Origin of the sequence: Afipia massiliensis (genome assembly GCF_014203115.1) — a bacterium.
In the GTDB taxonomy this organism is placed as follows: Bacteria; Pseudomonadota; Alphaproteobacteria; order Rhizobiales; family Xanthobacteraceae; genus Afipia; species Afipia massiliensis.
Window position 1 is genome coordinate 377,260 of the sequence record NZ_JACHIJ010000005.1, and the last position, 12,158, is coordinate 389,417.

The 12,158-nt window shown below is 60.8% G+C and carries 11 protein-coding genes; 4 read left to right on the forward strand and 7 right to left on the reverse strand.

Annotation, left to right across the window (positions count from 1 at the left end; all coding sequences use genetic code 11):
• Positions 1–123 precede the first annotated feature (123 nt).
• The 4 genes from HNQ36_RS18700 (at position 124) to HNQ36_RS18715 (ending at position 3,855) form a co-directional block, all read left to right on the forward strand.
• Positions 124–1,350, forward strand: coding sequence for a lytic murein transglycosylase (locus HNQ36_RS18700; protein WP_184087460.1), 1,227 nt, complete (start codon positions 124–126; stop codon positions 1,348–1,350).
• A gap of 100 nt (positions 1,351–1,450) precedes the next feature.
• A complete protein-coding gene (locus HNQ36_RS18705) occupies positions 1,451–1,954 on the forward strand; it encodes a DUF1993 family protein (RefSeq protein ID WP_184087792.1) in 504 nt (167 codons plus the stop codon).
• Between the two features lie 37 nt (positions 1,955–1,991).
• Positions 1,992–2,495, forward strand: a complete 504-nt coding sequence (locus HNQ36_RS18710) for a DUF1993 domain-containing protein (RefSeq protein WP_184087462.1) — start codon at positions 1,992–1,994, stop codon at positions 2,493–2,495.
• Positions 2,496–2,757: 262 nt separating this feature from the next.
• Positions 2,758–3,855: an alkene reductase gene (locus tag HNQ36_RS18715; protein WP_184087464.1), complete on the forward strand. Its 1,098-nt coding sequence runs from the start codon at positions 2,758–2,760 to the stop codon at positions 3,853–3,855.
• A 66-nt stretch (positions 3,856–3,921) separates the two neighbouring features.
• Here the strand turns inward: HNQ36_RS18715 and HNQ36_RS18720 are convergent, their stop codons facing one another.
• The 7 genes from HNQ36_RS18720 to HNQ36_RS18750 all read right to left on the reverse strand — a co-directional run bounded on the left by HNQ36_RS18720 (position 3,922) and on the right by HNQ36_RS18750 (position 12,137).
• Entirely contained in the window at positions 3,922–4,116 is a 195-nt protein-coding gene (locus HNQ36_RS18720) for a hypothetical protein (protein ID WP_184087466.1), read from the reverse strand.
• Between the two features lie 383 nt (positions 4,117–4,499).
• Entirely contained in the window at positions 4,500–4,922 is a 423-nt protein-coding gene (locus HNQ36_RS18725; protein ID WP_184087468.1) for an acyl-CoA thioesterase, read from the reverse strand.
• Positions 4,923–4,963: 41 nt separating this feature from the next.
• Positions 4,964–7,051 carry a 3-hydroxyacyl-CoA dehydrogenase NAD-binding domain-containing protein gene (locus HNQ36_RS18730; RefSeq protein ID WP_184087470.1) on the reverse strand — a complete coding sequence of 696 codons (2,088 nt, stop codon included), beginning with the start codon at positions 7,049–7,051 and terminating at the stop codon, positions 4,964–4,966.
• A gap of 10 nt (positions 7,052–7,061) precedes the next feature.
• Complete coding sequence (locus HNQ36_RS18735) at positions 7,062–8,345, reverse strand: acetyl-CoA C-acetyltransferase (RefSeq protein WP_184087472.1); 1,284 nt, start codon at positions 8,343–8,345, stop codon at positions 7,062–7,064.
• Positions 8,345–10,606 (reverse strand): acyl-CoA dehydrogenase, encoded by a 2,262-nt coding sequence (locus HNQ36_RS18740; RefSeq protein ID WP_184087474.1) that lies wholly within the window; start codon positions 10,604–10,606, stop codon positions 8,345–8,347. Before HNQ36_RS18740 ends, HNQ36_RS18735 begins: the two co-directional genes overlap by 1 nt.
• A 273-nt stretch (positions 10,607–10,879) precedes the next feature.
• A complete protein-coding gene (locus tag HNQ36_RS18745; protein ID WP_184087476.1) occupies positions 10,880–11,497 on the reverse strand; it encodes a flavin reductase family protein in 618 nt (205 codons plus the stop codon).
• Positions 11,490–12,137, reverse strand: coding sequence for a TetR/AcrR family transcriptional regulator (locus tag HNQ36_RS18750; protein WP_184087478.1), 648 nt, complete (start codon positions 12,135–12,137; stop codon positions 11,490–11,492). Before HNQ36_RS18750 ends, HNQ36_RS18745 begins: the two co-directional genes overlap by 8 nt.
• Positions 12,138–12,158: the final 21 nt, after the last annotated feature.

Genomic DNA, 12,158 nt, shown 5'->3' on the forward strand with positions numbered 1-12,158 from the left:
TGGCCGGGCTTGTCCCGGCCATCCACGTCTTGTTTGATACTGACGTAAGGCGTGGATGCCCGGGACAAGCCCGGGCATGACAAAGAAAATCACTTTGCGCCAATCGGCCAACGCGGTGAGTTTATGCTGAAGCAATTTTCCAGATTCTGGTTTCTTATTCTCGCCGTGACATCGATCGCCTCCCCCGCCTTCGCCCAAAGTGGCGCGCGCTGCCACGGCGGGCAGAGTTTCGATCAGTTCCTGACACGACTGAAACAGGACGCTATCGCTGCCGGTGTGTCGCAACGCGCGATTGCCGCCGCCTCCCCTGGCATGGTGTACGACCAGGGCATTGTGAATCGCGACAGGGGCCAGCGCGTTTTCGGCCAGATTTTCACCGAGTTCGCCGGCCGCATGGCGACCGAGGGGCGCAGGGTGAAGGGGCAGCAGCTGATCCAGACCCATGCTCAGGCCTTTGCGCGCGCCGAGAAGGAGTACGGTATTCCGCCCGCGGTGATCGCCGCGTTCTGGGCTTTGGAAAGCGACTTCGGCGTAGTGCAAGGCAAGCTGCCGACGCTGCGCTCGCTGGTGTCGCTCGCCTATGACTGCCGTCGTTCCGAGATGTTCCGGCAGGAGACCATCGCCGCCCTGAAGATCATCGACCGCGGTGATCTTTCACCTTCCGAGATGATCGGCTCATGGGCCGGTGAACTCGGCCAGACGCAATTTCTGCCGCGTCATTACTTCGATTACGCCGTGGACTACGATGGCGACGGCCACCGCAACATGCTGCGCAGCGCGCCCGACGTGATCGGCTCGACCGCGAACTACATCGCGAACGGATTGAAGTGGCGACGCGGCGAGCCTTGGCTGCAGGAAATCCGCGTGCCCGCAAATCTTCCGTGGGATCAGGCCGATTTGACTATCAAACATCCGCGCTCAAAATGGGCTGCGTGGGGCGTGACCTATGCCGACGGACGTCCGCTGCCGAAGGATGACCTGGCCGCCTCGGTGCTGCTGCCGATGGGCCGCCTTGGGCCGGCATTCCTCGCCTATCCGAATTTCGCCGCCTATACCGAATGGAATAACTCGCTGATCTATTCGACCACGGCCGGCTATCTTGCTACCCGCATCGCAGGCGCGGGTCCGATGCGAAAGCCTGCAGCGCCGGTGGCGCAATTGCCGTTCAACGAGATCAAGGAATTGCAGCAACTGCTCGCGCGGCAAGGCTACAACGTCGGCAAGATCGACGGCATTCTCGGCCAGCAAAGCCGCATCGCGATCAAAACCATGCAGGCGAAGTACGGCCTGCCCGCCGATTCATGGCCGACCGCCGAACTGCTGGCGCGCATGCGTGGCGGCCCCGGCTGATTGTCACCGGTCAGTGCCTTGTAAGGCCACGGAGAACATCTACATCGGGCTAGCCTGACTTCACGGCAAGATTTTCCCTGAAAGGTCGCCCAACGTGTCCATCTCATTCTACGACGGCTCAGCTCCTGTCTTCATCCGCACATTGAACGCACTTTCCGCCATTCTCACAAAGGCCGAGGCCCACGCCGCCGCGAACAAGATCGCGCCAAACGACCTGCTTGAGGCGCGGTTGCACCCGACGATGTACCCGCTGACGAAGCAGGTTCAGCTTGCATGCGATTTCTCCGGCAAGGCTTGCGCACGTTTCACGCAGACCGAACTGCCGGTGATGGCCGACACCGAGACCACCTTCGCGGAATTGCAGGCGCGGATCAAAAAGGTTCTGGCGAACATCGAGGCGCTGCCGGCAGACAAGTATGAAGGTGCCGAAAAACGCGAGATCACGTTTCCGGTTGGTCCCGGTAAGACCATGACCCTGACCGGCCAGCAGTTCCTCAATCACTCGGCGATGCCGCAGTTCTTTTTCCATTGCACCACGGCCTACGACATTTTGCGTCACAAGGGCGTCGAGCTCGGCAAACGCGACTTCCTCGGCGTCGCGTAAGCGTTAGCGCGTTTCATACGCCCGGAAAGGCATCTTCATGTCGTTGTTCGATTCGTCAGTGCCGGCGTTTGTCCAGACCCTGACCAGTCTTTCCGCGGTTCTCGACAAGGCCGAAGCGCACGCGAAGGCCAGAAGAATTCAGCCGGACGTCCTGCTTGGCGCGCGGCTGTTTCCCGACATGTTTCCGCTCACCCTCCAGATCCAGCACGCATGCGATCTGGCGGGGCGAGCCTGCGCACGTCTCGCACAGGTTGAAATTCCGATCACTGCCGACACCGAAACGACCTTCGCCGAGTTGAAGCAACGCATCGGGAACGCCATCGCGTATGTGAGAGCATTCAAACGCTCCCAATTCGACGGTGCGGAAACACGAAACGTCACCGTCGACGTTGGAGCCGGGCAACCCGTGACCCTCAGCGGCCAGCGGTATTTGAGCAATTTCGCCCTGCCGAGTTTCTATTTTCACGCCACCACAGCGTACGACATCCTGCGTCACAACGGCGTCGAACTGGGGAAGCGAGATTTCCTCGGCGAGATCTGATTCCAACGCCAATTGCCGCGCAAAATGGCGCCGACAGTGCCTTTCGGCTTCCCGACGACCAGTTGGGAGATCACCATGCTGCATCATCTCCTGACGTCGAATGAATCCTTCTGCGTAAATGCGGAAGCACTATTTTCGGTCAGGAAACATGCCTGCCATTCGGTACGGCTGAATCGGCACTTTTCAATCGGCTGTGACTTGCGTTTTCAGAAGCGCGACCCTTACATGCATCTGCATTGAAATCGCCTCAGGAAAGCAAACCATGTCCGCTTCCAAACTTTTCGACCCTTACAAGCTCGGCGCCGTCACGCTGACCAATCGCGCCGTCATGGCTCCGCTGACGCGCAATCGCGCCGTCGCAGGCTTCGTGCCCAATCCTCTCGCCATCGACTATTACGGGCAGCGCGCTTCGGCCGGGCTGCTCATCACCGAAGCGAGCCAGGTCTCGCAGCAGGGCCAGGGCTATCAGGACACACCTGGCATCTACTCCAAGGAACAGGTCGCGGGCTGGCGCAAGGTCACCGACCGCGTTCATGAGCGCGGCGGGCACATCTACATCCAGCTCTGGCATGTCGGACGTATTTCCCACACCACGTTGCAGGAGAATGATGGAGCGCCAGTCGCCCCATCCGCAGTCCGCGCCAAGAGCAAAACCTTCGTCGGCGGCACCTTCGCCGATGTGTCCGAGCCACGCGTACTCGACCTTAACGAAATTCCCGGCATCATCGATCGCTTCAAGCGCGCATCTGCCAATGCCTTGGAGGCTGGCTTCGACGGCGTCGAAATCCATGGCGCGAACGGCTACCTGCTCGACCAATTCGCCAAGGATGGCGCCAACAAACGCACCGATGCCTACGGTGGTTCGATCGAGAACCGAGCACGGCTGATGCTGGAAGTTTCCAAAGCTGTCGCGGCTGAAGCTGGCGCTGACCGCACCGGCATCCGCATTTCGCCGGTGACCCCCGCCAACGACATTTCCGACAGCAATCCGCAGCCGTTGTTCGATCACATCGTCGATCAGCTCAACGCGCTGAAGCTGGTCTACATCCATGTCATCGAAGGCGCGACCGGCGGCCCGCGCGACATCGCGCCGTTCGACTATGACAGCCTGCGCAAGCGCTTCAGCGGCGCCTACATCGCCAACAACGGCTATGACTTCAAGCTGGCCACCGAGGTGCTGGAGAAGAACAAGGCCGACCTGATCGCGTTCGGCAAGCCGTTCATTTCGAATCCCGACCTTGTGGAGCGCCTCAAGCTCGGCGCGCCGCTGAACGATTTCGACAAAGCGACGTTCTATGGCGGCGATGCCAAGGGCTACACCGACTATCCGGTGCTCGGGCGTCAGGCAGCGGCGGAATAAGCCACGCGATTAGTCTGAAATCAAAAAGGCCGGGGGCGATCCCGGCCTCTTCTTTGGATGAAGGGCTTATGCGGGAACCGGGTCCAGTTGCCCGGCCAGAAATCTCGTGGCGGCGCGCTCAGCCTCGCGCGCGTTCTTGAAAACACGGCCGTCGAGCGGATTGTACTTGTGTACCGCTGCGAAGAAACGAAAACCCGATTTCTCGCGAACGACGATGCCTGCAGCTTCCGAACTGACTTCGATGATGTAGGTGTCTGACATGTTTCTTATCCGTGCCCCGTCTTGAGGGTTCCTCACGCGCGATAACTCAGAAGGGCTGAAAAGGTTTCAGCCGAAAGCTGTCCAACACATCACTCGCCTCCCCGATTGCTATGCACATCTCGGGCCAGTGCTTCAGATCGGATTTCCATCCGAAATGACTCGAAAACAGACGCACACTGGCTCTCCCATGAGCAGCCCGCCGCACCTGTAGGCGCTTCGCACGACAGTTTTATAACCGGCATGTTGAGTCTGGAAGATGATCGGCCGCACTGCTGCAAAATAGCAATGAGACCATCGCACAGCACCGCAACGGCGAACGAAAGAGCCAGTGCAAACACCGTCTGCGCGAAAAGTCGGCTAGACGTGTTAACGATTAAGGCGAATCAGGCCTTGATGGAAGGTGAATCCTGCCGGATCGCCTGTGGATGACCGTCGTCGTCCACAGCGACGTAGGTGTAGTTCCCGTCGGTCACCAGAATCAATTCCGATTCGTTGCGCCGCTGCACCCACGCCGCGACGTGCACCGTGATCGAGGTTCTGCCGACACGAACCAACGATCCGTAGACCGATACCACATCGCCGACATAGACCGGCTTGCGAAACGTCATCGCCTCGATGGCGACAGTAACGTTTCGGCTTTGCGTGGTCTTGTAGGCAAAAATGCTGCCAGCCAGATCCATCTGGCTCAGGAGCCAGCCGCCGAAAATATCGCCGTTCTGGTTGGTGTCGGCCGGCATCGCCAGCGTGCGGATCGACAACTCGCCCTCTGGCGCGGCGGGTGCGGGCGCGGCGTGCGTTTCTGCCATCGATGATATCCGTCAAATATACATCAAATGAGAAGGATGGATCAGGCGAACGTATCCCACCCGGCGTCGGGTTTAAAGCGCTCGCCGAACTTCGCTTCCAGCGCACTCAGCGCGGCCGCGACATTCGCAGCACCGCGGGTGCGCGCATAATTCAGCGGGCCACCGCGGAACGGTGCATAGCCTGTGCCGAAGATCATCGCACCATCCACCACGTCGGCGTTATCGACAATGCCTTCGCGCAGGCAGGCGACGCAGACATTGGACATCGGCAGGATGAGACGGTCGATCATTTCCTCGGTGGGCTGAACCGGCGACGGCACTTTCACCGCCTTGCCGTCCTTCCACTCGTAAAAGCCCTTGCCGGTCTTTCGGCCAAGCTCACCCTTCTTGACCTTGTCGCGCAGCCAGTCCGGCGCGGCGGGCAATGCCTTTTCACCGAATTTCGAACGCAGCATGTCGCCAACCGCGAGACAGATATCGAGCCCGACCTGATCCGCCAGTTCGATCGGCCCCATCGGCATGCCGAACTTCTCGGCGGCGGCGTCGATGACAGCCTTGTCCACCTTCTCGTCCAGCATCACCATTGCTTCCAGCATGTACGGCGTGAGCGCGCGGTTGACGAGGAAGCCCGGCGAGCTTTTCACCGGCAGCGGCAGGCGGTCGATCGCGCCGACGAACTTCAGTGCGATCACCAGCGCCTGTGGATCGACAGTGTCGTGGCTGACCACCTCGACCAGTTGCAGGCGCGAGACCGGATTGAAGAAGTGCAGGCCGAGTAGTCGCTCGGGATTCTTCAGCGTGGTGCGCAGATCCTGAAGCGGGATGCTGGACGTGTTGGTGGCAAGGATCGCGCCCGGCTTCATGATCGGCTCAAGCCCGGCATAGACCTTCTGCTTGAGTTCAAGTTTCTCCGGCACAGCCTCGATAATGAGATCGGCGTTGCGAACGCCCTCTCCGTTCATATCCGGAATCAGCCGGTCAAGTGCATCGCGCAGATCGGTCTTCTTGCGGATGATCTTGCCGAACAGCTCCGACGCGCGCTTGATCGCGCCGGCAATCGGTTCCGCCTTCATGTCGGCCAGCGTCACGCGCAACCCCTGATGGGCGCACCAGGCTGCGATGTCGCCGCCCATCGCACCCGCACCGATGACATGAACGTGCTTTATGGTGTTCTTGCCGCCGGCGAGTTTTTTCATCTGCTCGCGCAGGAAGAACACACGGATCAGGTTTTGCGCCGTCGGCGTCACCATCAAGTCGGCGAACGAGGTCTTCTCCGCAGAGAGCATCGCCTTGCGGTCGCCGCCGTGCTTTTCCCACAGATCGACCAGCGCATACGGCGCGGGATAATGTTCCTTCGGCGCGGTCTTCGCCGCCTCGCCGCGCATGCGGTTAGCGAGCAGGCCGCGGACTGGACCGAGGTTCATCGCCTTCGCGAGCAGGCCCTGCCTGTGAGGCCGAAGCCGCCCGAAGATCGCGTCCTTCACGGCATTGCGGACATGCCGCTCCTGCGTCACGGCATCGACCAGGCCCAGCGATTTCGCCTTGCGCGCGTCGATGGTTTTGCCGGTGAGCATCATCGTCATCGCCTCAAGCGGGCTGACGAGATGCGTGAAGCGCGCGGTGCCTCCAAGGCCCGGATGCAGGCCGAGCATTATCTCGGGAAATCCGAAACGCGCATTGTCGATGGCAATGCGCGTGTTGCACGCCAGCGCCACTTCCAGCCCGCCGCCGAGACAGAAACCGTGGATCACCGCGACGCTCGGAACCTTCAGTGCTTCCAGCCGGTCCACCACCGCATGCGCGCGCGCCATCTGGGTTTCGACCTCGCGGGGATCGGTCACGCCGCGAAACTCGTTGACGTCTGCCCCTGCGATGAACCCGGAGGATTTCGCGGAACGGATGACCACGCCCGCAGGGCGCTCGCTTTCCAGAGCGGCGATGACGGTCTCAAATTCTTCGAGAACGCTCGCGGACAGCGTGTTGGCGCTGGTGCCCTCGCGGTCAAACAGCAGCCAGGCAATGCCGTCGCCGTCGCGCGTCAGCTTGAAATTCCTGTAGGGTCCCGCGGCCGGATCCGGCCCGAGTTCGAGCACGCGCGCTTCAAGAACATCCATGATGCGTGAGTCCATGTCCGTTCCCTTACACTGTCTCTATCAGCATGGCGCCGCCGAGGCCGCCGCCAATGCATTCGGTGGCGATGCCGCGCTTGGTTCCGAGCCGCTTCATCGCGTTCACGAGATGCAGCACGATGCGGTTGCCGCTGGTGCCGACCGGATGGCCGAGGCTGATCGCGCCGCCGTCGACATTGAGTTTCGTCTGATCGATCTGACCGGCTGCACCATCAAGGCCAAGCACCTCGCGGCAGAACCTGTCATCGTTCCATGCTTTGAGACAGCCGAGCAGCTGCGACGCGAACGCCTCGTTGATTTCCCAGGTCTCGATGTCCTGAAGCTTCAGCCTGTTGCGTTTCAGGAGTTCGGTTGACGACAGCACCGGCCCGAAGCCCATGATGCCGGGATCGAGCCCCGCCCACTGGCTGTCGACGATGATCGCCTTCGGCTTGAGGCCGTATTTGTTGACGGCGTCTTCCGATGCCAGAATGGTCCAGCATGCTCCGTCGGTGATCTGCGATGAGTTGCCCGGCGTCACCTGCCCCCATGGCCGCTCGAAGGCGGGCTTCAGTCTGGCAAGCTTGTCCATCGACGAATCCGGCCGCACACCGTCATCATGATCGTAGAATTTACCGTCGCGCGCAAAAGCTATCTCGACCTCGCCTTGCAGAAATCCCTGCGCCTGCGCGGTCGCCAGCCTGCGATGGCTTTCCACTGCATAGGCATCGGCCTGCTCACGGGTCACGCCCATCAGATGCGCGACCACTTCGGCGGTCTGCCCCATGTTGAGATCGGTGATCGGATCGGTCAATCCGCGCTCAAGCCCGATAATCGGCTTGAAATACGAAGGCCGCGCTTTCAGAAACGCGGCCACTTTCGAGAGCGAATCCTTCGCGGACGCGAATTTCGCGAACCAGCGCACGCCCGATTGCGGAAACACCAGCGGCGCATAGCTCAAAGCCTCCGCGCCGCCCGCCAGAATCATATCCGCCTTGCCGGCCTCGATGGTGCGATAGGCCGTATCGATCGACTGCATGCCGGAGCCGCAATTGATCTGCACCGTGAACGCCACCATCCGCTCGCCCATGCCGAGGCGCAGTGCCGCGACACGCGCCGGATTCATCTCATCCGCGATGACGTTAACGCAGCCGAGAATGACCTGATCGAACGCATTGGGAGCAAAAGGTTGCCGCGCCAGCAAGGGCCGCCCGGCCTGAACCGCAAGATCGACCGGGGTGAATGGTCCCGGCCCGCCCTGTGCTTTCAGGAACGGCGTACGTGCGCCGTCAACGATATAAACCGGACGCGCCATCAGCTTGCCGCCCTGTCCGGCGACGTCTGCTTGAGATCTTGCCGCTTCCTGTAGATCGGCGACAGCGCTTCCGGCGCAAAGTCATCGACCTCGATCACCAGCCCGACCGCGTCATGCGCAGCCTTGAGCTTTGCGCCTTCGTCGGCGGTGATGACGCCTTTTTTCACAGCTTCGTTCCAATCGCGAATTTTTGCGGTATGCATCTTTTTTTCAATCGCCTCATTGGCGGTGACCAGCAGGAACGCCTTCTCAAGCCGCGCCAGCGGACCGTCGTCATTGGCATGATAAAGTCCCTCGGTCAGCCGGTCGCGCACCGCACCCGGCGCGAGGATCAATTGCGCGCAGCGATGCACCACCTTGTCCGACGGACCGAGCGGATTGGCGCCAAGCGGCTGAATCAGAAACTTCAGGATTACGCCCACGAAGCGATTCGGCATGTTGGCCATCACTTCGGCCAGTCTATTTTCAATCGTGCGAATGCCGTTGGCCATCACCCATTCAAGGGCCGGGAAATCGGCCTCCTGACGACCCTCATCCTCCCAGCGCTTCAACGCCGCCGAGAGCAGATACAGTTCGGAAAGAATGTCGCCTAGCCGCGCGGACAGCATTTCCTTGCGTTTCAGCGCGCCGCCCAGCGTCAGCAGAGCCATGTCGGAGCACAGCGCGAAGGCCGCGGAATAACGCGAGAGCTGGCGATAGTAGCCGGTGGCGGCACCCGCGTCGGGCGCAGGCGCGAACGCGCCGCCGGTCCAGCTTCGGCCCCACGCGCGGAAAGTGTTGGTAATGGCGTGGCCGACATGCTTCCAGAATGACGTATCGAAATCTGCCAGACCCTTCTTCTGGTCCGCTTCACCGATGGCGTTCATTTCGCTCAGCAGATAGGGATGCGCGCGAACCGATCCTTGCCCGAACACGATCAGGTTACGCGTCAGGATGTTCGCGCCTTCCACCGTGATGGCGACCGGCACCGAGCGGTAGAGATTGCCCATGTAATTCTGCGGGCCATCGATCACGGCCTTGCCGCCGTGAATGTCCATCGCGTCGTCGACCGTGATGCGCAGGCGCTCGGTGGCGTGCAGCTTCATGATGCCGGACACCACCGCCGGATGAATGCCCTGATTGAGCGCGGCGCAGGTCAGCCGCCGCGCGGCGTCGAGCTGATAGGCCGTGCCCGCGATGCGCGCCAGCGGCTCCTCAATGCCCTCGAACTTTCCGATCGGCACATGGAATTGCTCGCGTATGCGCGCATAGGCGCCGGTCGCGCGCGCGCAATACGCCGCGCCTGCGGACGATTGCGACGGCAACGAGATGCCGCGGCCCGCAGCCAGCGCCGTCATCAGCATCTTCCAGCCCTGGCCGATGCGCTCCTGCCCGCCGATGATGAAGTCCATCGGTATGAAAACGTCTTTTCCCCAGTTCGGGCCGTTCTGGAACACCTGCATCGCCGGCAGATGGCGATGACCGATACTGACGCCCGGCAGATCGGTCGGAATCAGCGCAACCGTGATGCCGAGCTCTTCCTCGCTGCCGATCAAGTGGTCGGGATCGTAAGCCTTGAACGCCAGGCCGAGCAACGTCGCCACCGGACCAAGCGTGATGTAGCGCTTGTGCCAGTTCAGCCGCAGGCCCAGCGTCTCCTTGCCGTTGAACGTGCCCTTGCAGATGACGCCGGTATCGATCATCGACGCGGCGTCGGAGCCGGCTTCCGGGCTGGTTAGTCCGAAGCAGGGAATCTCGCGGCCTTCGGCAAGACCGGGCAGCCATTTGTCCCGCTGCTCCTTGGTGCCGAAGTGCATCAGGAGTTCACCCGGTCCGAGCGAGTTCGGCACCATCACCGTGACAGCGGCCGTGACCGACCGCGACGAGATTTTCCTCACAACTTCCGAATGCGCATAAGGCGAGAAACCGAGGCCGCCATATTCCTTCGGGATGATCATGCCGAAGAATTTATTGCGCTTGATGAATTCCCAGACTTCGGGCGGCAGGTCGCGCCATTCCCAGTTGACCTTCCACTCATCAACCATCTCGCAGAGCTGTTCGACCGGACCATTCAGGAACGCCGTCTCTTCATCGGTGAGCTTTGCCGGAGCGAAGGCCAGGAGCTTCGACCAGTCGGGATTGCCGGTGAACAGATCGGCATCCCACCAGACATCACCGGCTTCGAGCGCCTCGCGCTCGGTATCGGACATCGGCGGCAGGGCCTTGTGCGCCCACGCAAAGATCGGGCGGGTGATGAGGTCGCGGCGGAGGGAAAAGCTCATGGGACGATCCTTTTGTGGAAAGGCCAGCGTAACCACGGGGCTGAAATGCTACGGCATGATCCCGAAACGTGGGAGGGAATTTCGTTTAGATCATGCCTCAACTCTAGCGCCGGCAATGCTGAAAACCAGCTTCGATGTTGTGTCGCGTTTGAAGCGAAAGCCCCCAAAAATACCTACGTTTCAATAACCTGCACGGCGGCGCAACGTTCCGCGACGGCCTCCCAAACAATCGGCAAGACTGTAAAAATCACCAAGACTTGAGCCAAAATGCCGCTACCGCGGCCGCACCATCTCGAACATCATGTCAGGCCGGACCTGGACATAGTCACCCATTCGCCCCGCGCGCAGGATCGGATAGGCCTCGGCGGTCTGATAGACGCCGTCCTTGATCAGGCTCTTGTCGATATGGACCGCGACGACCTCGCCGAAAGTCACCCAGGCGTCGGCTTTTTTACCATCGGCGCCCTGAAGCTGGATCATCTGCGTCAGTTTGCACTCGAACGAGACCAGACTTTCGCCGACCCGCGGCACGTCGACCTTGCGCGACGCCACCTTGGTCAGCCCGGAAATCGTGAACTCGTCGGTCTCGTGCGGCACGGTGGCCGACGTCATGTTCATCTGCTCGGCGACATGCTTGGTCACCAGATTCCAGGTGAACTCCTTGGTCTCCTGGATATTGGCGACGCTATCTTTCCAGCCGGTCGAGGAAAAGCCGATGATCGGCGGCACATAGCAGAAGGCATTGAAGAAGCTGTAGGGCGCGAGGTTGACGTGTCCCTTGGCGTCCTTCGATGAAATCCAGCCGATGGGCCGGGGACCGACGATGGCATTGAAGGGATCGTGCCGGAGGCCGTGGCCCTGGGAAGGTTCGTAATAGTGGAAATCAGCCATGAGAGATTTTGCCCGCGCCGTTGCTGCCCGGCATCGTGCCAGGCGGACTTAAGGTATGCGCTGCGAGGATAAAGTCTATCATTTGATCGAGGGTTGGCCCCGGCTTCTTGGCGCATTGCTCGATCATCTGCGGATGAAAGAAACGGAGCATCGCGGTGCAGGTGCTCAAGGCCGCCAGTTCGATGTCGGTGACCTTGAACACGCCCATTTTGGCGCCTTCTGCGATAACCGAAGCGATCGCCATGGTGATCCGCTGGATATGGGCTTCACAGACCTCCCAGCTCTCCTCCATCGCGATGGCAACCATCTCGTGGATCTTGGCATCGCCGACGAAGCGCTCGGCGTTCATGCGGCTGACAGTGGACAGCAACTCGCGTAGCCGCACGGCTGGGTGAGTCGTCTTGGCGGCGATGGCTTCCGCTTCGGTCTCGACCTCGTTCATCAGCCGGCGCGCGACGCCCTCATGGATCGCCTTCTTGGAATCGAAGAAGCGATAGATGTTCGCCGGAGACATTTTCAGCGTCTTGGCGATGTCGGCAACCGTGGTCTTGAGATAACCGATCTCGCGAAACAGGCGCTCCGCCGTGGCGAGAATGCACGCCTTCTTTTCGGAATCGGTGTCGTCGTGAAGCATGGTCATATCAGCATCGTACCAAGTTCG